16 protein-coding genes and 2 pseudogenes are annotated in these 20,299 nt (G+C 63.1%); 10 read left to right on the forward strand and 8 right to left on the reverse strand.

Features of this window, described 5'->3' with window-relative positions:
- Positions 1–140 precede the first annotated feature (140 nt).
- The 4 genes from ASD15_RS19680 to ASD15_RS19695 all read left to right on the forward strand — a co-directional run bounded on the left by ASD15_RS19680 (position 141) and on the right by ASD15_RS19695 (position 4,066).
- Positions 141–2,423, forward strand: a complete 2,283-nt coding sequence (locus ASD15_RS19680) for an ABC transporter ATP-binding protein (RefSeq protein ID WP_082551962.1) — start codon at positions 141–143, stop codon at positions 2,421–2,423.
- Positions 2,413–2,907 (forward strand): DUF1854 domain-containing protein, encoded by a 495-nt coding sequence (locus ASD15_RS19685; protein WP_229418268.1) that lies wholly within the window; start codon positions 2,413–2,415, stop codon positions 2,905–2,907. Before ASD15_RS19680 ends, ASD15_RS19685 begins: the two co-directional genes overlap by 11 nt.
- Positions 2,908–2,917: 10 nt before the next feature.
- Entirely contained in the window at positions 2,918–3,364 is a 447-nt protein-coding gene (locus ASD15_RS19690; RefSeq protein ID WP_057156685.1) for an NUDIX domain-containing protein, read from the forward strand.
- A 144-nt stretch (positions 3,365–3,508) separates the two neighbouring features.
- Positions 3,509–4,066, forward strand: a complete 558-nt coding sequence (locus ASD15_RS19695; RefSeq protein ID WP_157201019.1) for a hypothetical protein — start codon at positions 3,509–3,511, stop codon at positions 4,064–4,066.
- On the opposite strand, the gene ASD15_RS33850 is transcribed toward ASD15_RS19695, so the two are convergent.
- The 5 genes from ASD15_RS33850 to ASD15_RS19715 form a co-directional block, all read right to left on the reverse strand.
- On the reverse strand, positions 4,020–4,175 hold the full coding sequence (locus ASD15_RS33850; protein ID WP_373888193.1) for a hypothetical protein: 156 nt from the start codon (positions 4,173–4,175) through the stop codon (positions 4,020–4,022). The two genes, ASD15_RS19695 and ASD15_RS33850, sit on opposite strands and share 47 nt — an antisense overlap.
- 390 nt (positions 4,176–4,565) lie before the next feature.
- A complete protein-coding gene (locus ASD15_RS19700) occupies positions 4,566–6,671 on the reverse strand; it encodes a TonB-dependent siderophore receptor (protein WP_082551963.1) in 2,106 nt (701 codons plus the stop codon).
- A gap of 70 nt (positions 6,672–6,741) precedes the next feature.
- Positions 6,742–8,334, reverse strand: a complete 1,593-nt coding sequence (locus ASD15_RS19705) for a M23/M56 family metallopeptidase (protein ID WP_057156688.1) — start codon at positions 8,332–8,334, stop codon at positions 6,742–6,744.
- Between the two features lie 2 nt (positions 8,335–8,336).
- Positions 8,337–8,711, reverse strand: coding sequence for a BlaI/MecI/CopY family transcriptional regulator (locus tag ASD15_RS19710; protein ID WP_057156689.1), 375 nt, complete (start codon positions 8,709–8,711; stop codon positions 8,337–8,339).
- Positions 8,712–8,810: 99 nt separating this feature from the next.
- Positions 8,811–9,008: a hypothetical protein gene (locus ASD15_RS19715; RefSeq protein WP_057156690.1), complete on the reverse strand. Its 198-nt coding sequence runs from the start codon at positions 9,006–9,008 to the stop codon at positions 8,811–8,813.
- Between the two features lie 237 nt (positions 9,009–9,245).
- Here ASD15_RS19715 and ASD15_RS19720 point away from each other — a divergent pair, with 237 nt between their 5' ends.
- A complete protein-coding gene (locus tag ASD15_RS19720) occupies positions 9,246–9,746 on the forward strand; it encodes a hemerythrin domain-containing protein (protein ID WP_082551964.1) in 501 nt (166 codons plus the stop codon).
- Positions 9,747–9,998: 252 nt separating this feature from the next.
- Here ASD15_RS19720 and ASD15_RS19730 read toward each other — a convergent pair.
- Positions 9,999–10,508: pseudogene (locus ASD15_RS19730) on the reverse strand (helix-turn-helix domain-containing protein); the annotation flags it as partial.
- A gap of 205 nt (positions 10,509–10,713) precedes the next feature.
- On the opposite strand from ASD15_RS19730, the gene ASD15_RS19735 reads away from it, so the two are divergent.
- Together ASD15_RS19735 and ASD15_RS19740 are read left to right on the forward strand one after the other, a co-directional pair.
- On the forward strand, positions 10,714–11,106 hold the full coding sequence (locus ASD15_RS19735) for a YbaN family protein (protein WP_057156692.1): 393 nt from the start codon (positions 10,714–10,716) through the stop codon (positions 11,104–11,106).
- Positions 11,107–11,168: 62 nt separating this feature from the next.
- A pseudogene (locus tag ASD15_RS19740) lies at positions 11,169–11,375 on the forward strand (IS3 family transposase); the annotation flags it as partial.
- A gap of 225 nt (positions 11,376–11,600) precedes the next feature.
- Here the strand turns inward: ASD15_RS19740 and ASD15_RS32435 are convergent.
- Together ASD15_RS32435 and ASD15_RS31860 are read right to left on the reverse strand one after the other, a co-directional pair.
- Entirely contained in the window at positions 11,601–12,068 is a 468-nt protein-coding gene (locus tag ASD15_RS32435) for a hypothetical protein (protein WP_157201020.1), read from the reverse strand.
- Between the two features lie 3 nt (positions 12,069–12,071).
- Positions 12,072–13,649: an RHS repeat domain-containing protein gene (locus ASD15_RS31860; RefSeq protein ID WP_082551965.1), complete on the reverse strand. Its 1,578-nt coding sequence runs from the start codon at positions 13,647–13,649 to the stop codon at positions 12,072–12,074.
- A gap of 165 nt (positions 13,650–13,814) precedes the next feature.
- Here ASD15_RS31860 and ASD15_RS19750 point away from each other — a divergent pair, with 165 nt between their 5' ends.
- The 3 genes from ASD15_RS19750 to ASD15_RS19760 all read left to right on the forward strand — a co-directional run bounded on the left by ASD15_RS19750 (position 13,815) and on the right by ASD15_RS19760 (position 20,256).
- Positions 13,815–14,333 carry a hypothetical protein gene (locus ASD15_RS19750; protein WP_057156695.1) on the forward strand — a complete coding sequence of 173 codons (519 nt, stop codon included), beginning with the start codon at positions 13,815–13,817 and terminating at the stop codon, positions 14,331–14,333.
- Between the two features lie 103 nt (positions 14,334–14,436).
- Positions 14,437–17,262, forward strand: a complete 2,826-nt coding sequence (locus ASD15_RS19755; protein WP_057156696.1) for a glycosyl hydrolase 115 family protein — start codon at positions 14,437–14,439, stop codon at positions 17,260–17,262.
- A gap of 18 nt (positions 17,263–17,280) precedes the next feature.
- On the forward strand, positions 17,281–20,256 hold the full coding sequence (locus ASD15_RS19760; protein ID WP_082551966.1) for a DUF4982 domain-containing protein: 2,976 nt from the start codon (positions 17,281–17,283) through the stop codon (positions 20,254–20,256).
- Positions 20,257–20,299 lie beyond the last annotated feature (43 nt).

Here is a 20,299-nt window from a genome sequence, read left to right on the forward strand (position 1 = left end):
CGTCAAATGATGAATAACTGACAGAATACCGTAAATCACTGCCTAGCTACGACGCGCTTACGACTATCCTGCTTCGCTATTTTCCCACTGTTTCTCTTTCCTTGCCAATTGGCAAAGCCCGCACTGGAGTATGTTGCACAATGATAACAAAACAGCTTTCCCCGGAACTCAGCCATACGGAACTACCAGAAGTATGGCGTGCCGAGGTGCAACTACAACTTTCCTCCGGGGAAAACGTTTCAAGTGCGCTCGAGGTTGACCTCGACGCGCGCCTTCATTTTTCCAAGGGCCTCATCCTCGTTACCGAGCGCCGCATTATGGCACGCGCGCCGGGGGAAACGGTATGGCAATCTTGGCCTTACGAACAGGATTTGACCTTAAAACTGCACGACCATGCGGGCGTCGGCCACCTGGAGTTATTCAACCAACAAGGCCGCCTGGCTAACTGGCGCTTCACGCTGGGCCAGAACCTGCTGGCCATCCGCCTGGCCGAAAAGTTCGCCGCGCTGCGCGACAGTTTCGTCAGCGGCCAGCCCATCGTACAGGACGAGGAGCACATCTGCCCGTCCTGCAAGGCGCCGCTGGAGCCGGACCAGGACGAATGCCCGATCTGCACCAAGGTGGTATACACGCCGCCGTCCACCTGGACCCTGTTCCGCCTGTGGCGCTTTGCCGCGCCCTACCGCTGGCCGCTGCTGGCCGGCTTCCTGCTCATGCTGCTGAGCACAGCGGCGCACATGATCCCGCCGTATCTGACCATGCCGCTGATGGACAACGTGCTGATCCCTTACCAGAACGGCAAGCCGGTCGACACCGGCCTGGTGACCATGTATATGAGCGGCCTGTTCGGTTCAGCGGTGCTGGCCTGGATCCTGGGCTGGGGCAAGACCTATGTGCTGGCCCTGGTGTCCGAGCGCATCGGCGCCGACCTGCGCACGACTACCTATGAGCACCTGCTGCGATTGTCGCTGGAATACTTCGGCGGCAAGCGCACCGGCGACCTGATGTCGCGCATCGGCAGCGAATCGGACCGCATCTGCGTGTTCCTGTCGCTGCACCTGCTAGACTTCGCCTCCGACGTGCTGATGATCATCATGACCGGCGTGATCCTGGTCTCCATCGACCCGTGGCTGGCCGCCATCACCCTGCTGCCGCTGCCCTTCATCGCCTGGCTGATCCACCTGGTGCGCGACCGCCTGCGCACCGGTTTCGAAAAGATCGACCGCGTGTGGGGCGAAGTGACCAACGTGCTGGCCGACACCATTCCCGGCATCCGCGTGGTGAAAGCCTTCGCCCAGGAATCGCGCGAAGCGGGCCGCTTCCGCACCGCCAACAAGCACAACCTGGCCGTGAACGACAAGCTCAACAAGGTGTGGTCGCTGTTCTCGCCCACCGTGTCCTTCCTCACCGAGCTGGGCCTGCTGGTGATCTGGGTGTTCGGTATCTACCAGGTGTCGCAATCGAACATCACGGTCGGTGTGCTGAGCGCCTTCGTGGCCTACTCCAGCCGCTTCTACGGCCGCCTGGACTCGATGAGCCGCATCGTCTCGGTGACCCAGAAATCGGCCTCCGCCGCTAAGCGCATCTTCGACATCCTGGACCACGTGTCGTCGGTGCCGGAGCCGGTCAAGCCGGTCAAACTGGGCAAGGTGGAAGGCAATATCGCGCTGCGCGACGTCGGTTTCCGCTACGGCAACCGGGCCGTCAACCGCAACATCAGCATCAACATCAAGGCCGGCGAAATGGTGGGCCTGGTGGGCCACTCCGGCTCCGGCAAGAGCACGCTGGTCAACCTGATCTGCCGCTTCTACGACGTGACCGAGGGCGCCATCCTGCTGGACGGCGTGGACATCCGCGCGCTGGGCGTATCGGACTACCGCCGCAACATCGGCCTGGTGCTGCAGGAGCCGTTCCTGTTCTTCGGCACCATCGCCGAGAACATCGCCTACGGCAAGCCGGACGCCACCCGCGAGCAAATCATTGCCGCCGCGCGCGCCGCCCATGCGCATGAATTCATTCTGCGCCTGGCGCAGGGCTACGACTCCATGGTGGGCGAGCGCGGCCAGGGCCTGTCCGGCGGCGAGCGCCAGCGCATCTCGATCGCGCGCGCACTGCTGATCGACCCGCCTATCCTGATCCTGGACGAAGCTACCGCCTCGGTGGACTCGGAAACGGAGAAAGAGATCCAGAAAGCGCTGGACAACCTGGTTACCGGCCGCACCACCATCGCCATCGCGCACCGCCTGTCCACGCTGCAAAAGGCCGACCGCCTGGTGGTGCTGGACCGTGGCCGCGTGGTCGAGGAAGGCGGCCACGACGAGCTGATGGCCGCCGAAGGCGCCTACTACCGCCTCTATATGGCACAGGCGCGCAACGTCGACACCGACCTTGACGACGCCCCCGGAAAACGACATGACGACTGATTCCATGACTACGCTGAGCATTCACAACTTCACCCTGGCGCGCGACTCCTTCGGCCGCCTGAACCTGACCGACGCCGCCGGCGTGCTGCACGAAAACGTGGCGCCGGTACGCGCCTTCCCGATCCAGGCGCCGGAACAGGGCATTTCGCTGGTGACCACGGACGGCAAGGAGATCGCCTGGATCGACGCCCTGGCCGACCTCAGCGGCCCCAACGCGGCACTGGTGCGCGAGGAGCTGCAAGGGCGCGAATTCATGCCCGAAATCGCGCGCATCCTGGCGGTGACCAGCTACGCCACGCCATGCACCTGGACCGTGGACACCAACCGCGGCCAGACCGAATTCGTGCTGCGCGGCGAGGAAGACATCCGCCGCATCGGCAGCGATACGCTGCTGGTGTCGGACACCCATGGCATCCACTTCCTGATCCGCAACCAGTACGAATTGGACAAGCACAGCAAGAAAATCCTGGACCGTTTCCTGTGACCGCACGCTCATGAAACAAAAATCGCTCTCGGCCGGCGCAGTAGTTCTGCATGGCAACGGCGACACCCGCCGCTACCTGCTGATGCGCTGTTTCCAATACTGGGACTTCCCGAAAGGCATGGTGGAGCCGGGCGAGTCGCCCTTCCTCGCTGCGCAGCGCGAGATTGCTGAAGAAGCAACCCTGACAGACCTGGATTTCCCGTGGGGCGAACAGTTCACCGAAACCGCGCCCTACGGCGACGGCAAGGTGGCGCGCTACTACCTGGCGGTGAGCGCCACGCGCGACGTGGTGCTGGGCGTGAGCGAAGAACTGGGTTTCCCGGAACACGACGAGTTCCGCTGGGTCGATGTTGACGAAGCGCGCTCCCTGCTCGGCGCCCGCGTGCGGGCGGTGCTGGAATGGGCGCACCAGCTCAGCGCCACGCCGCCGCAGGCATCCAGCTCTGGAAGTAGCTGAAAAGCAACATCTTTTTCCTCACAGAGTCGCGCCAGTCGCGGCTTTTTGTTTACTTGGCGGCCGCCAGGGGCTAGCATGATAAACATAAGCAACGAAAGTTGCTACATGTGAAATTTGCAAGACGCCTCAATGCCGGAGACCGCCATGTGCCGCACCCCAACCGCTCGTCAACTATGCCAGCTGCTTGCAGCCGGCTGGCTGGCTGCGGGCGCGCCGCTGGCTTTTGCCGCCGCCATCGCTGATGGGGGATCTTCCGGCGGCGCGCCTGCAGCAGCCGTCCCGGCCATCGCGTCCGCTCCGCGCAGCACCCCAGCGTCGCCGACGGCAGCGCAAGCAGCGGCAACGCCAGCGCCTACCGGCCCGTCAGCTGCCTTCGAAGCACTGGATCAAACGGAACCGCAGCTGCTGGCAGCCGCCGGCAGCGTCGCACAGGGCTATGTAACGCCAGCCAGTTTCTCCAAGCCGCAGGCCTACGACCACAGCGCCAACCGCCTGCACCTGCCGCGCCAGGACGCGGACCTCGATTCCCTTGATCCATTCAAAGGCAAAGCTGCCAAGGCGGATGAAGGCATGAATCCGGCCCTGCTCTGGCTTTCCATACTGGGCCTGGCCACGGCCGCCATCTCCGGCATCCTGCAATACGCGCGCAATCCGATTACGCGCAAACGCAAATACCGCAACTACGACCGCACCACGCCGTAGCCGGGCGTCTCACATTCCTTTGAAGCGATGCTGGAAGCGCTGGCTCACCGTCGCTGTGGCGGTTGGCCGCTGCGATGCGTTTCACCGCCACCACATGTCTGCGGTGCACCTGCCAAAATCCCGCCTCGTCCAGCGTTTCCGCCAATTCCTTGAGCGGCGTGCGGATTGGCGGAATACGAGGCCGGAGAGAACTATTCCTTCCTGCAGTTCGTCGGCATGAAGGGCGACGGCATGGCTTCCAAAATCGACCTATCTGCGCTGGGCACCTCCTTGACTGTGCCGGTGTTCCTGGTGCAAGGCGAAGAAGACCTGCTGACCGTACCGGCCGGCACGCGCCGCTACTACGACGGCATCCGCGCGCCGCAGAAGGACTACGTCAGCATCCCGCGTGTGGGCACGATCCCAACCAGGCCATGGTGGACAGACAGTTCAAGCTGCTGCAAGAGCGCGTGCGGAAACTGGCACAATAGGCGCGCCCGGCCAGCTTTACGAGCTCGACCTACCAGCTGCGTTCAAGCCCCGCGCGCAGCGTCGGAGAGACGTCGGTCCGTGTCAGCAAGCGCTGGACACCGCCGGGAATGTCGGCGCTGGCCCAATCCGTCGTGTCCTTACGCATCAGGTTCTCCGCACCCAGCCGCACCCGGGTTGCGCTGTCCAATTCCCACACCGCGTACAAATCCAGCTTGCGCACACTGCCAACCGACGACGCCTCCACCAGCGACACCTGGGTACGCGCCCCGCGCTGATAGTTCAGGTCCGCGCCGGCCTTCAGTCCCGGCCGCACCTGCCAGTCCAACCCGGCGTTTGCGCTCAGCGGCGCCTGGCGGTCCAGCCGGTTGTCCGGCCCCGTCACGCTCTCCACGCGCGACCAGTTGCGGGCCAGGTTCGCCCGCAGCGACCAGCCGGCCGACAAAGCCGCCTTCGCCTCCAGCGCCAGGCCATGCGCAACCGCCCGTCCCTGGTTCGACGGCGTCCGCACCCAGCGGGTGCTGTCCTTGAACAGCAGCGGCAGCGTGACGTCGCTGATCCTGCGCGCATAGGCGCTGGCGCTGACCATGCCGTCCTTGCCGAAATAGTGGTCGTAGCCCGCGTCCAGACCCCACGCCAGTTCCGGCCGCAGGGCCGGGTTGCCCTGTGTGTCCGGGTTGGTGGCGCTATTATTGTTGTCGGCCGTATAGCGGCGCGGAATCAGGTCCACCATGGTCGGCGCCTTGAAGGTGCGGGCCAGTCCAAGGCGCACTTGCCGTTCGGGCGACAGCTTGACCATCCCCTGCAGCACTGGGCTCAGCACCGGCGAGCGCTGCGCGATGGAACCAGCCTCGCGCTGCCTCACCGACGTCTCCAACGCCTCCCAGCGCACGCCCGCCGACAGCGACCAGCCGCCGGCCAACTCCCACTCATCCTGCGCGAACACGGCCAGGCGGGTGATCAGGCCTCGGTAACGCTCATCGTATGCCTGCGCGGTGGTGTGGTCCTGCTCCTCCCGGCTCTGCGTGCGCCGTGTCCGGCCAGTGTCCCAGCCCACCGCAAGCGCATGGCCGCCGCCCAGCGGCCGCTGGTACTTGCCGCTGAAGGTCAGGCCTGCCTCGCCGATATCAGCGTGCACCACTTTCTGGTCCGGCGAGCGAATCCCGCCTGCCAGCGAATGAAACTCGAAGTCCGAGCTGCGCGGATTGGCCAGCAATCCCACCTTGACCTCCATGCGCGCGCCCTGCTCCAACACGCGTTGCCAGGTCAGATCGCTGCGCAGCAGAACGCCTCGCAAATCCACATGGCGGCCGTTGTCGGGAAACTGCGTCGGCGCGCCAGCTAGCACCGTCTCATGCGACTCCACGCCGATGCTGCGTTCATACAGGTTCACAAAGGTTTGCGACGCCAGCGTGTCCGTACCCCGGTTCCAGGTGAGGCGCGGCGCCACGCTGGCCGTCCGCGCCACATTGAAGTTCAGTTGTGGGCTCACTCGCGACAGCGACGGGGCGCCGCTCGGCCCATCCTGCGCGGCCACCGTTTCGTACTCCACGCGCCAGTCCGGCGCCGACACCCTGCTGGCCGTGGCGGCAACCGAGTAGCTGTAGCCTTCGCCCTTGTCCGACGCCTGCCATGCCAGGCTGGGTGAAAGGGCTCCCGCCAGCGCATCCACTCCCAGCTTGGCCTCCTGCCGCGCACGCGGCGCGCTCTTGCGCAGAATGATGTTGACGGTACCCGCAATGGCTTGCGTGCCCAGTTCAACCGACGCGCTGCGCAGGATTTCCACCTTCTCGACCAACTCCGGCGCCAGGCTCTCGATATTGAATCCGGGCGGCACCGCAACGCCGTTCAGCAGGATTTGCGTATAACCATTGCCCAAGCCACGCATGCGGATCTCGCTGCTTCTGCCGGCGCCGCCCTCGCCGATCGTGATGCCCGGCACGCGCTTTAGCACGTCGGCCAGCGTGCGGTCCCCTTGGCGCTGTAACTCCTGCGCTCCAATGACGATGGCCGCCGCAGTCTGCTCGCGGCGCTGATCCAGCTTCGCACCGGTCACTTCGACCTTTTGCATCTCTTGCGCCCCGACGGCAGCCGGAAATGCCACAACAACGGCCAATGCACAGACGTGTAATTTCATGGTTCTCCTCGAATGGATGGACGTGCGAAGTCCTGCCACGCAGGCACGGACTTCGTTAAAGCAAAGGGGATTAGTTGGCCAGTGCGGCCGAACGCGCACGAAGCGCGGATGGGAATGCGTTGCGATCCAGGTCGGCGATCAGTTGCGCAGGGTCGATATGCTCGCCGTTCCGCAGCACCTCAAGATGCAAATGCGGTCCGGTGACGCGCCCGGTGGCGCCGGACAAGCCGATCGCCTGCCCCTCTGCCACGCTCTCGCCGACACGCACAGAGCGCCGGTCCAGATGCGCGTACATCGAACGCAAGCCCTCGCCATGGTCGATCACAATGACCTGGCCGTATTTGGGCTGCCCGTCATACATGGCAGTGGACTCCACCACTTTGCCGGCAGCAGGCGCCAGCACGGGCGTACCGCGCCTGGCGGCGAAGTCTACCCCATGGTGGAAGGCGCTGCTCGAAGCCAGCGGCTTGCTGCGCGCCCCATAGAAGCTGCTGACACGCGCCGCCTCGAGTGGCGCGCGCCACGACGGCACAGACGGAACTGCAACGCTGGCCGCAGCCGGCACACGCTGCACGTCGCCGGCGCGCCAGGCAAACGCGGGCTGGAGCAGCACGCTGGCAGCCAGCAGCGCCAACGCTGCGCCACCCAGCAAAAGCTTGCCGGCCGCGCCCAGCACCCTGGCCCCGCCTCCTCGTATCAGCTTGATCCTGTCCGCCAGCGCCGCTACGCCAGCGCCGCCGAATGCGGTCGCCGGGTACCCGCCCGCCATCATCCCCTGCTGCAATTTAAGCTGCGCCACCAGCGCCGCCGCATAGCTGTGCCGCTGCTGCTCCGGGCGCCCAGCCAGCACCTGCTGATCGCAGGCCAGTTCCTGTGCCCAACTCATTTTCGACCGCATCAGCCCAACCGCTGGATTGAACCAGAACAGCGTCTGCAACAGGAGACTCGCATGCAGCCAGACGTGATCGCGCCGGCGCCAATGGGTAAGCTCATGCGCCACGATCAGCTGCTGTTGCTGCGCGTCGAACTGCGCCAGGTGGCAAGGGAGCAGCAGGCGCGGCGCCAGCAAGCCAACCAGCATGGGAGACACCGGCACCGGCGTTTCCAGCACAGGCGGGCCGCGGTACGGCGACACCTCGGCGAAACCCTGATGCGTTTTCAGCGCCGCGCCGCTCACGCGGTCCGCCGTGCGCAATACCGCGCGCAGCGCCTGTTGCGCGCGCACCCAGCGTCTCACCGCGTACAGCAAACCGGCGCAATAGCACGCCAGCCATGCCTGCGACAACAGCGAGAGCCAACGGGACGCAGCCATGGTCGGCGCTGCGTCCAGGTCGGCGTCGCCTGCGGCGCCGTCCAGAACACCCCAGGGCCAGCCATCCGGCGGCGTCAGCGTGCCCGGTATTGGCGACGCCTGCTCCGGTCCACTCGGCGCGGCGCGCGACAATTCGATGGCAGGCACCACACTCAGCGTCGCAGTGCGCGGCGCCAGCGCCAGCGCGAACGTCACCGCCACAACCAACTGCGCCGCCAGCCACACCGCGCGCTGGGCCGCGATCCCCGGCCACACACGCTCGGCCAGCTTCAACAGCGCCCACGCAAGGGCGCCCGCCGCCAGGCACGTGGCGCTGGCCAGCAAAAACAGGAATGGGGAAAATGCCGGCATGCTCAGTCCTTCCCGGCAGGCCAGTCTTGCAGCAGTTGATCCAGCGCAGCGAGCTCTTGCTGGTCAACCAGTTTGCTGCCCGTGAACATATTGACCGGCAGCGGCGCGTCCATTTCCATCACGCGCTTGCCGAAGTCGTGCGCGAAAGCGGCCAGCGTGGCCACCTTTTCCACTGCGGCCGAATACACGTTCACACCGTGCACCGCTTGCAGCGACACCATTTGCTTCTCCAGCATCCGGTCCAGCGTCTTGCGGGTGGACGAGTACGACCACTCCAGCTCTTCCACAACCCGCTCATGGATCTCGCGCGCGCTGAGCGGCTGTTCCTTCCACAAGCACTTCAACAAACTCAATTCCGTTACCGATGGCGTAGACATGGATCGCCCCTATGTGACTAGAGACGCCATCATACGACAGCTGTCGCACTCCTGCAATTACTTTGTGCGACAACTGTCGCAAACCCGGCTCCGGCTGCTTTAACGGTTCTGCTTTCCGCCGCCGGATGAGCTGCCCGAGCCACCGGACTGCTTGCTGCCCGACGAGCTGGCGTTGTCATTCTTGTGGCTTTGACGGCCAGCCTCCACATGCTGCTCGTGCGTGCCGCCCTGCGTGCCGGCGCGCGAGCCGCTGGATTTACCGCCGCGTTTTTTGTCGTCCTTGGATTGGTTCGGCATGATGCTTTCTCCTGTCAAGTTGATAGCTACCGGCACCATGCCGGTATGTGCGCATGATGCATGCCACGATTTCCGCGAAACATCGGAGCGCAGGCAACAAGCGCGTAGGACTGAACTGAGTTCCGGAAGAACATAAAAGCGTTGTGACGATTAGGTGAACTAGCGCACCGAGCCAAGTGCGGTGCGGCATCAGACTGGCCCCTGCTCTGTTCACACCAACAGCCTGAGGAGGCCACCATGCGTACCGAAAAAAACCCATCCAAAGCCATGCCCAAAGCGATGCCCACCAAATCCGGCGACACTGACGCGATCAGCCTGCTGATGGCCGACCATGAAAACGTCAAGGACATGTTCGAGCAATTTGAAAGCATGACCGACCGGGCCGTGGTCAGCAAGAAGAAGCTGGCTGACGAAATCTGCAGCGAACTGACCAAGCATACCCAGGTGGAAGAAGAGATCTTCTACCCGGCCGTGCGCGCCGCCGGCAAGGAGTTTGAAGATCTGATCGACGAGGCCGTTGTGGAGCACGGCTCCGCCAAGCAGCTCATCGCCGACATCGAGGCCATGGACCCCGGCGACGACCTGTACGACGCCAAAGTGAAAGTGCTGTCGGAAATGATTGAACACCACGTGCAGGAAGAGGAAGGCGAACTGTTCCCGAAAGTGCGTAAGGCCAAGCTGGACTTGGTTGAACTCGGCCAGCAGATGGCCGAACGCAAGGACCAAATATCGGGATAACTCTGCAAGCGTGGCGCCCAGGTCACCAAACGGCACAGCGAAAGGAATAAACTAGCATTCCCTAAGCTGGCCGCGGTGACGCATGAGGCGAACATGGAACGGTTCAAAGAAGGCGATCTCGTGCAATTGCGCGGCGGCGGCCCGGAGATGCTGGTCGTCGGCGCGTATGAAGGACTGCAATGCGGCGACGAAGCCGTGGTGGGCATATTCTGCGTCTGGGACTGCGAACATCAGCTAAGCGAAAGGGTGTTCGTCCTGGCTACCAAGGTAGCCAGGGTGGGCCGTTTCAATTTCGCCGTGGGCGGCATCGTCGTCCTGCTTTCGTTCAAGCGCGATAACTTGGGCTTCGGTCAGAACGTCGCCCGTCTCCGCAACATGGCGCTCCAGCGCCGCCAAGCGCTTCTTAAACGACTCCAGATCACGTCGCAGCCATACCGACCGGACACCGGATGGAGAGATGAATATGCCACGCTTGCGCAGCTCGTTGGAGGCGCGCACCTGCCCGAAGGCCGGCTGCTCTAGGCAGAAGGCTACAACGGCGCTCTCCGTGGCTTCTTCCACTCGGTTCTTAAGGTTGGGTTTCTTGCGGTTGGCATCAATCAGAGCATCGACGCCGCCGGCCTCGACGGCTGATTGATAGCGGTAAAACGTGTCTCGCGAAAATCCCATTACCTTGCAGGCACGGGACACGTTGCCCAACTCGGTCGCTAAATTTAGCAAGCCGACCTTGTGTTTGATGACGCTTTGAGGAACACTGCTCATGGGGTTACTCCTTGGCGCTTTCGCGCTGGTTTAATAAAGATTCGCACCTCTATCAAACCGGGTAACCCCACCCTTGGCAAGGCCTTACTGTCAGATCAGATTGGAACTACTACAAATAAGTGGATTTTCCGGTCCGGTTCAGTCACCAGCTTTTGCGCAAATCGCACAGATTAGCACTCACAGGCTAGGCTATACTGTATCCCATATGAAACTCCTCCTCATCGTCCTCGGCTGCATCTTCCTCGCGCTTGCGGTACTGGGGGTGTTCCTGCCCTTGCTGCCGACCACGCCGTTCCTGCTGCTGGCCTCTGCCTGTTTCGCGCGCAGTTCGGAGCGTTTGCACACTTGGCTGCGCAACCATGGCGCGCTGGGGCGTTATTTGACGGACTTCGAGGATGGGCGTGGCATACCCTTGCGCGGCAAGGTGCTGGCGCTGGGGCTGATGTGGCCGTCGATGGTGTATTCGATGTACCGCGTCCCCTACACGGGGCTGAAAGTGATGTTGTTCTTCATTGCCTGCGGCGTCACGATCTACCTGCTGAGACTGCCGACCACGGCATCGACCAAGGCCGTGGCGGCTAGCCCTGCGGAACGCTGATCGAACCGGGACGTGGATAGCGGCGGCGCTCGTAGCGAATGATGTCGAGTTCGTCCGGGGCGATTCTGCAGGAGTTCTACCAAGTCGCGTTCCGGCGCAAGATCTACCGGAGCATCGAAGAGCTCCAGTCAGACCTTGATGACTGGATCGCCTACTACAACAACGAGCGCACGCACCAAGGCAAGATGTGCTGCGGGCGCACTCCGATGCAAACGCTAGTTGACGGAAAGGAGGCATGGCGCGATAAAATCACCACACTGAACAGCTGAATTTGACCTGACAGTCGCAGGCTTCAAACCGGGTAACTGTCAGATCAAGTCGCGACCACTACAACTTATTACCTGAAATATCCACTTATTACCTGAAATTACAGGAAATTACATGGAATTAATGTTCTCAGCCGTCGTTCGAAATCGAATACGGCCGAGTCCTTGTCTAAATACTGGAACTGCTCATTGTCGAGCCAGCGATTGACATCATCGCACGCTGATTCGTCAGATTCCCAGCTGCCGCTTTATAGCTGCGACATACTTGTTCTCTCGCCCGGCCAAGGAGTCTTCAAGGCGTTCCTCGACATGAAAGGAAAACCATGTCGAAAGCACCTCCAAATGACGACAAGTTTCAATATCGGCAGGAGCCTCTTGCCCTGCCGAATAGATGTAGCACTCTGTGGAGCCGATGGGCTTATGAAGATACTTTCCAGGCTCAGAAAATTCCCCCTCTGGCACTTCCTGACCAATATGCAACCACCCGCCCGTTTCGGGTGCGTCTTGAGCCACGGGCACTCGGAATGCCAGTTGAATATCCTGCGCCCTCACTGGCATCGCAGGTTCATTCACACGTTGGTTAAAGAATGCAAAATCCCGCCCAACACAAACAAGACCATAGGCAAATCCACCAGACTTTAAGGGGACAGCGTAAAGATCGCCTACTTCAAAAGCTTTTTTCTTTCTCTTACTCATATATTACGGCCCTAACCGAGGTCTATTCGGGGAGTTATCTATCAATGGTCCAAATGCTGAGATTGCAGCCCCAATGTAAATCGGTCTCAGTGGATTAAAGTCAGCTACCCCATTAATCATATTTCTAGCAGAACCACCTACGCTTTTCGCGCCCCCATAAAAGTCAATAAGCTGCTGTTCACGTCCACGAATTGGAACCTTTGACTCAGACCAGCGATCAACTACCGGTGGACCGAAGCCTTCCTTATTCAAGTGATCTTGCTGTCGGCCACGCTGGGTAGCAAGCTCCTGCGGCTCACCCACTCCACTTGTCCTGCCAGAATAGACCTGAATTTCACCAGTCACCGGATCCACCCGAGTACGCGTATAGGTGACGTAAATGTATCTGTCTTCCGCACGCGCTTCGCTTCCACTAATCGTAGCGGTGGCAATCAACGCGGCTGCACCACCAAGACCAGCAGTGGCCCCGGCAAGCGCTTCGCCGCCGCCAACGCCACCAGGAACTGCAACACCGCCAGCACCTGCCATTTGCAATCTACCAGCAACAGCAGTTGCGCCCGCAGCCGCAGCTGCTGCAGTATTTGGCGATCCCAGTCGCACGGTTGGTGGCAGCCCACCAACCCGCGAACCGAAGTAGCCTGAAACTGTCGCAATCGCTGCGAGTTCACCTGCCTTGGCACCATCGAAAATCACAGTGGAAATTCCGTAGCGGAAAGACCCCAGGCTAAAGCCAGACTTGGTTTTATCCGACTCCCCTTCGACGACGACCTGAGGCGGTGCTGGGGTCTCCTCACCCTCTGCAGCAAAGCCAGTTGGGTCCACCAGGTTAGTAGGATTGTTCAGCACATAGCTATAGCGATTGTAGTTCTGGCCATTGCTTGGATCGGCAATAAGCAGATCTCCCGACAGGAACTGGGCTACAAAGGGATCATACACGCGTCCGTTCATGTGGACCAAATCGAGTTGGTCGAGCATCTCATGGCCGGTATAGCCCTTGTTGTCCACCTCACCACTGACAGAGTCTGGCGTGGCTTGGTTAGTCAGCATTCGGCGCTTGCCCCACGCATCGTAAGCGAGCTTCTCCGCCAGCGTCCCATCAAGGCGAGTCATCGCTACCACACTGCCAAGTCGGTCCGTATGCGTCCAATAGAGTTTGGTCTGTGCAGCCTGTTCGATCTCCACACCGACACCGAACGGCCAGTAAGTCTTTACCGTGGTCGACAACTTACCGTCTAGCGTCACAGTTTCAACTTCCTGCGCCCCTGCATAGATGACCGTTGTGCCATCACTTCGGCTCTGTACTGTTCGCTGATGCTCACTCCCGTAAACGAATGCACTTGACTTCCCGTTTCGTTTAATCGTCTTGGGCATGTCGAAGCTAGTCCATGTGACCTCATACCCGTTACCAGTGGTGCGGTTGCCGTTGAGGTCGTAGCTGAATTCGCCTGGTACGCCAGGTATGCTCTTCACCGCATGTGGCTGGATCACACCGGCCCCCGGCTGGGGATAGACGTAATCACCGGTGCCAACACCGCTTTTGCTCTTGATACGTCCGTCCGCAAAGTACTTGAAGCTCTGCAAGTCATTCCCAATCTTGCTTGATTCCAAGCGATTTAAGCTGTCGTAAGTGAAGTATTCGGTGAACCCTTCATTAAGCTCGTTATCCCAGTACTGGGTTCGTTCCTTTACGTTGCCAACACGTGGATCGCGGACGTGCTTGCAGGTGAGCCAGCGGTTTCAGCCCGCATGGCCGGCGCCGACTGGCGCTACTTGCGCTTTCCGTTCCTGAGCGCCGGCGGTGAGCGCCAGCCGGCGGCACTGGAATACTTGTACGGACGTGGCTACCAGGTGGCCGACGTCAGCTTCTCCTTCAGCGACTGGGTCTACACAGACGCCTACGCCCGCTGCGTTGCGCAGGAAGACGCAGCGGCGATCCAGGCCATGAAGACCGAATACCTGGCCGGCGTAGATAGCGCTATCGTCCGGATGAAGGAGGATTCTCAGCGAGTATTCGGCCGCGTGATCCCCCAAGTGCTGCTGACACACTTGGGCGGCTGGAGCGCCGTCACGCTGCCGGACGTCATGGCCAGGCTGAACGCAGCCGGGGCGCGCTATGTCACCCTGAAGGAAGCGCAGACCGACCCGGCATACGCCGTGCCAGGCGACGGCTCGGTCATTTCCCGCATTGCCAACCTGAAGGGCATCAAGCTGCCAAGCGCCAAGCCAGCCGCCCCGCCCCTGGACGTCGGCAAGCTGTGCCGATAGCGGATTTGCGCGGATGAAATAGTCATCCGCATGAGCAGTTGCGGCGGCGGGGCCACGCATCTGCCATGCTAATATTTCAGCGCCTTCACTTACCGGCCTCTCCATGCTGACACTGAAATCCAAACTGGCCCCTCTGCTGTGCGGCATGTTGCTGGGCGCACCATTCTCTCACGCCGCCAGTGTCCGCCTGGCCGGTCCCGAGGGCGTGGCCGACGTGCTGGCCGAAGACAACGCCACCATGAATCTGGCCGCCGGCCTGCTGCGGCGCGACCTGCAATCGGTCAGCGGCAAAGTTCCGCGTAGCCTGGCACCCAGCCGTCTGGACGACTGCACGCGGGTCTGCGTGGTAATAGGCCGCCATGACAGCCCACTTCTGCGCGAGCTCGCCCAGCGCGAGCACCTGGACTTCTCAGCCCTGAAGGGCGAGTGGGAACGCTATATCCGCATCAGCCAGCCCTCGCGCACCAAGCCGGGCACACAGTTGCTGGTCATCGCGGGTTCGGATGCGCGCGGCGCTGTGTACGGCACGGTGGATTTGAGCCGCGAACTTGGCGTGTCGGCCTGGGAGTGGTGGGCGGATGTGAAACCCGCGCAGCGCCCCGTGGCCGAAGTGCGGGCCGGGCGCATTGTCTCCGACCGGCCCTCGGTACAGTACCGGGGCGTGTTCCTGAACGACGAGGACTGGGGCTTGCAGCCCTGGGCCGCCAGGACATATGACCCAAGCGGTGACATTGGCCCGGCTGCCTATGCCCGCATCTACGAGCTGCTGTGGCGCCTGAAGGCCAATCTGATCTGGCCGGCGATGCACGATTCCACCAAGCCGTTCTACCAGATGCCGGGCAATGCGCAGACGGCGCACGACTACGCGATCGTTGTTGGCACTTCGCACGCGGAGCCGATGATGCGCAACAACGTGCGCGAGTGGAAAAAGAGCGACGGCGCCTTCAATTTCTTCACCAACCGCGATGCCCTCGCGCACTACTGGCAGCAACGTGTGGATGACGTGAAGGCGTACGAGAATTTCTATTCCATGGGCATCCGTGGTGTGCACGATTCGGCCATGGAAGGAGCGAGCACGCTGGAGGAGGCACGCGGCGGCGTGGCGGCCGTCATCGACATGCAGCGCAACATGCTGTCCAAGGCGCTGACGCAGCCATTGCCGCAAATCCCTCAGGCGCTCACTTTGTACAAGGAAGTGCTGGACATATACAACAGCGGCCTGAAGGTGCCGGACGACATGACGCTGGTCTGGCCGGATGATAACTACGGCTATCTGCACCAGCTCAGCACGCCGGCCGAAGCCACCCGCAGCGGCGGCGCCGGACTGTACTATCACATCTCTTATTGGGGCCGGCCGCACGACTATCTGTGGCTGGGCACCACGCACCCCGGCCTGATCCGCGACCAGCTGCAGCGCGCCGCCAGCACAGGCGCCGCCAGGGTCTGGGTGGTAAACGTGGGCGACATCAAGCCAGGGGAGTATCTCACGCAATACTTCCTTGACCTGGCGTTCGACCGGCGCCTGCTGGAACGTGGCGCCAAAGTACACATGCAGGATTGGTTCGGCGGACAGTTCGGCGCCGCGCAGGCTCCTGCCATCGCGTCCATCATGCAGGACTTCTACGACCTGGCATGGGAGCGCCGCCCGGAATTCATGGGGTTCAGCCAGACCGAGCCCACTACTCCCACGCGCCAGAGCGACTATCTGCAGTCGGGCGGCGAGGAGGCCGAGCAGCGGTTGGCGCGCTATCAGGCGCTGGTGTTGCGTGCGCAAGCCGTGGGTGCGGCGTTGCCCCAGTCCAGTCAGGAAGCTTACTTCCAGCTGGTGCTGTACCCGGTGCGCTCTAGCGCCAACCTGAATGCGCGGATTCTCAAGCTGGACCTGGCGGCGCAGTACGCGCGCATGGGCCGGCCGGCTGCGCAGTTATATGCGCGCCAGGCGGAAGCGGCGCAGGCGGCGATCGTGGCCGACACGGCGCGCTACAACGCCCTTGGCGGCGGCAAGTGGCGCGGAATGATGGACGCCGCGCCGCGCCGCCTGCCGGTATTTGACGCGCCCGCGTTTCCGGCGTATGGGCCAGCCGGCCGCAGCGGCTGCGCGCTCGCCTATCCGACGCCGCTGTCGGCACAAGGCGGCACACTGGCCTTTACGCGTGGACGGGCCGAGACCAAGACCATCACCCTGGTCCAGTACGGCGCGCAGCCGCAGCCATGGTCTGCGGTCTCCGTGCCTGACGGGATGAGCCTGTCGGCAAGCAAGGGAGCGCTCAATGAGGCCAACGGCTACGAACAGCGGGTCGATGTGCGCTACGACGGTGGCGGCGGCAAAGTTTCGGCGCTGCGCTTCACCTGCGGCGATGCGCACTTGCAGGCAAAGCTGCAATGGGCGTCCGGCGCCGCAGACGGCGTGGCGACGGAGCACGAACGCATCATCACGCTGCCCGCCGCAACAGGCGCGGTCACTGCCGGCTGGTCGGCAATCGATCTGGGCAGCTTCGGCTCCAGTATGCGTTCAGACCTGGACATGCCTACGCGCGAGCTGGCAGCGGCTGCCGCCGGCGCCGTACCCACCCTGCTCTACCGCTTCCACAGCCACACCAAGGGCGCGGCGCAACTCAAAGTCGTCGCCGTGCCGGTGCATCCGCTCACCTCGGCCAATAAGCTGCGCATCGCCCTCAGCCTGGATAGCCAGCCCCCCGCCGCGCTGGACTTCACCACCCACGGCCGCAGCGACGAGTGGAAGAACAACGTGCTGACCAACACTGCGGTGCGCACCATCCAATTGGGCGACTTGCCGCCCGGCGCCCACACGCTGACTGTCCACGCCCTGGACCCCGGCTTCATCCTGGACCGCATCGAAATCGTCTTCGACGGCGCGCCCAGGTATTACGGCAAACCTGCACCCGCCGCTATGCGGACCACTCCCTGAAACCCTATCCGCCCCACCATGAAACCACGCCCTACGCCGCTCCATAGCCTGCCCCTGCTCCGCCTGGCCGCCGCCCTGACCGCCGCCGGCCTGATGCTGCCCGCCCACGCCGAACGCCAGACCTACAATTTCAACCCCGGCTGGCGCCTGGCGGTGGCCGATCCGGCGGACGCCGCCCAGCAAGCGTTCGACGACAGCGCGTGGCAGGCCGTCACCCTGCCGCGTGCATGGAACGAGGACGACGCTTTCAGCAAGGACATTGTGGACCACACCACCGGCGTTGCCTGGTACCGCAAGCACTTCACCCTGCCCGCCACCGCCGCAGGCCAGAAGGTCTTCCTGGAGTTCGAGGGCGCGCGCCAGGCGGCAGAGGTGTACGTGAACGGCAAGCGTATGGGCCTGCACGAGAACGGCATCAACGCCTTCGGCTTCGACATCACCCCGGCGCTCCAGGCCGGCGACAACGTGGTGGCGGTACGCACCGACAACAGCTGGGACTACCGCGAGAAAGCCACCAACCAGCGCTACCAGTGGTCCGACAGGAATTTCAACGCGAACTATGGCGGCTTGCCGAAGAACGTGCGGCTGCACGTGACGGACAAGCTGTACCAGACCTTGCCGCTGTATTCCACGCTGGGCACCACCGGGGTCTACGTCTACGCGCGCGAGTTCGACATTCCAGGCCGCCGCGCCACCATCGCCGCCGAGTCCGAGGTGCGCAACGAGTATCCAGAGGCGCGCAGCTTCATTTACGAGGTCCGCATCAAGGACCGCGACGGCAAGCAGGTGGCGCAGTTCGCCTCGCCGGCCCAGACCGTGGCGCCAGGAGCGACCGCCATGGTCAAGGCCAGCGCCGCAGTCCAGGGCCTGAACTTCTGGAGCTGGGGCTACGGCTATCTGTACGACGTGGTGACCACCCTGAAAGTGGACGGCAAGGCGGTCGACAGCGTGACCACCCGCACCGGCTTCCGCAAGACCGAGTTCGGCAACGGCATGGTCAAGCTGAACGACCGCGTGATCCAGATGAAGGGCTATGCCCAGCGCACCTCCAACGAATGGCCCGCCGTCGGCATGTCGGTGCCGGCCTGGCTGAGCGACTACAGCAACGGCCTGGCCGTGGCCAGCAACGCCAACCTGATACGCTGGATGCACATCTCGCCGTGGAAGCAGGACACCGAGTCGCTGGACCGCGTGGGCATGATGCAGGCCATGCCGCCGGGCGACTCGGAGGCGGACGTGACCGGCCGCCGCTGGGAACAGCGCATCGAGGCCATGCGCGACTCCATCGTCTACAACCGCAACAACCCGTCCATTGTGTTCTACGAGAGCGGCAACCGTGGCGTCAGCGAAGCGCATATGCGGGAAATGAAGGCCCTGCGCGACCGGTTCGATCCGCACGGCGGGCGCGCCTCGGGCAGCCGCGAAATGCTCAGCACCAGGCTGCAGCAGGTGGCCGAGTATGGCGGCGAAATGCTCTACATTAACAAGAGCGCACGCATCCCGATGTGGGCCATGGAGTATTCGCGCGATGAAGGCGCCCGCATCTACTGGGACGAGTTCAGCGCACCCTTCCACAAGAACGGCGACGGCCCGCCGCACAAGGGCCAGCCTGCGCCCACCTACAACCACAACCAGGACTCGCACGCCATCGAGAACGTGAAGCGCTGGTATGACTACTGGGAGCAGCGGCCGGGCACCGGCACGCGCGTGTCGAGCGGCGGCGTGAACATCATCTTCTCCGACTCCAACACCCACCATCGCGGCGCCAACAATTACCGCCGCAGCGGCGAGGTGGACGCCATGCGCATTCCCAAGGACGGCTTCTACGCGCACCAGGTGATGTGGGACGGCTGGGTGGACGTGGAGAAACCGCGCGCCCACCTCATCGGCCACTGGAACTACGCTCCGGGCACGGTCAAGCCGGTGACCGTGGTCTCCAGCGCCGAGCGCGTGGAGCTGTTCCTCAACGGTAAAAAGCTGGGCCAGGCGCGGCAGAGCGAGCGCTTCCTGTTCACCTTCGACGGTGTGGCCTGGCAGCCGGGCCAGCTGAAGGCGGTCGGCTACGACGCCAAGGGCAAGGCGATCTGCGAGTCCGTGCTGGCCACGGCCGGCGCACCCGCCAGGCTGCGCCTGACGTCCATCGCCTCGCCCAAAGGCCTGCAGGCCGACGGCGCCGACCTGGCGCTGGTGCAGGTGGACGTGGTGGACGCCAAGGGCCGGCGCAATCCGGTGGCGCTGAACACCGTCGAGTTCGAGCTGCAGGGGCCGGCGGAATGGCGCGGCGGCATTGCGCAGGGTCCGGGCAACCTTATCCTGTCGCGCACCTTGCCGGTGGAAGGCGGCGTGAATCGCGTGCTGCTGCGCAGCGCTACGCAGGCCGGCAAGATCGTGCTGCGCGCCAAATCCCCGGGGCTGGCTGCGGCCGAGCTGACGCTGGTGTCGAAGCCGGTGCAGGTGAAGGACGGCCTGTCGGTACAATTCCCCGCGGATGGCTTGCCGCTGAACTTGCAGCGCGGCCCGACCCCGGCCACGCCGTCCTTCCAGGTGTCGCGCGTGCCGGTGGCAGTGGCCTCAGTCGAGGCGGCCAGCAATGCGGCGGACGGGGGCCTTGCGGTGGACGACGACGAAACCACCAAGTGGTCCAGCATGCCGGGCGAAGGCAGCATTACCTTCAAGCTGGCGCGCACGGCCAAGCTCAGCGAAGTGGTGCTGAAACTGGCCGGCTGGCGCGAGCGCAGCTATCCGCTCCAAGTCGAAGTGGATGGCAAGCAGGTCTACGATGGCTTGACTCCCAAAGGACTGGGCTATGTGACGCTGCCGCTGGCGGCCAACAGTGGGCAAACGGTGCGCATCGCCCTGAACGGCGTGGCCGACGAGAGCAATGCCATCAAGCTGACAGAGGTGGCGAACCAGGCGATCGCGGATACAGGTGCGAACCAGACGCCGAAAGGCGTGCTGTCCATCGTGGAGGCGGAGTTCTACGAACGGCCGTAGCGGATTGCGCCGCAATGCGAGGCCCGCAGGACGGATTAGTGCG

Origin of the sequence: Massilia sp. Root351, assembly GCF_001425045.1 — a bacterium.
In the GTDB taxonomy this organism is placed as follows: domain Bacteria; phylum Pseudomonadota; class Gammaproteobacteria; order Burkholderiales; family Burkholderiaceae_D; genus Rugamonas.

Excerpts from the sequence above, each read along its gene's own strand:
- ASD15_RS19680 (WP_082551962.1), top strand. The coding sequence starts at position 141 with ATGATAACAAAACAGCTTTCCCCGGAACTCAGCCATACGGAACTACCA.
- ASD15_RS19685 (WP_229418268.1), top strand. The coding sequence starts at position 2,413 with ATGACGACTGATTCCATGACTACGCTGAGCATTCACAACTTCACCCTG.
- ASD15_RS19690 (WP_057156685.1), top strand. The coding sequence starts at position 2,918 with ATGAAACAAAAATCGCTCTCGGCCGGCGCAGTAGTTCTGCATGGCAAC.
- ASD15_RS19695 (WP_157201019.1), top strand. The coding sequence starts at position 3,509 with ATGTGCCGCACCCCAACCGCTCGTCAACTATGCCAGCTGCTTGCAGCC.
- ASD15_RS19700 (WP_082551963.1), bottom strand. The coding sequence starts at position 6,671 with ATGAAATTACACGTCTGTGCATTGGCCGTTGTTGTGGCATTTCCGGCT.
- ASD15_RS19705 (WP_057156688.1), bottom strand. The coding sequence starts at position 8,334 with ATGCCGGCATTTTCCCCATTCCTGTTTTTGCTGGCCAGCGCCACGTGC.
- ASD15_RS19710 (WP_057156689.1), bottom strand. The coding sequence starts at position 8,711 with ATGTCTACGCCATCGGTAACGGAATTGAGTTTGTTGAAGTGCTTGTGG.
- ASD15_RS19715 (WP_057156690.1), bottom strand. The coding sequence starts at position 9,008 with ATGCCGAACCAATCCAAGGACGACAAAAAACGCGGCGGTAAATCCAGC.
- ASD15_RS19720 (WP_082551964.1), top strand. The coding sequence starts at position 9,246 with ATGCGTACCGAAAAAAACCCATCCAAAGCCATGCCCAAAGCGATGCCC.
- ASD15_RS19735 (WP_057156692.1), top strand. The coding sequence starts at position 10,714 with ATGAAACTCCTCCTCATCGTCCTCGGCTGCATCTTCCTCGCGCTTGCG.
- ASD15_RS32435 (WP_157201020.1), bottom strand. The coding sequence starts at position 12,068 with ATGAGTAAGAGAAAGAAAAAAGCTTTTGAAGTAGGCGATCTTTACGCT.
- ASD15_RS19750 (WP_057156695.1), top strand. The coding sequence starts at position 13,815 with ATGGCCGGCGCCGACTGGCGCTACTTGCGCTTTCCGTTCCTGAGCGCC.
- ASD15_RS19755 (WP_057156696.1), top strand. The coding sequence starts at position 14,437 with ATGCTGACACTGAAATCCAAACTGGCCCCTCTGCTGTGCGGCATGTTG.
- ASD15_RS19760 (WP_082551966.1), top strand. The coding sequence starts at position 17,281 with ATGAAACCACGCCCTACGCCGCTCCATAGCCTGCCCCTGCTCCGCCTG.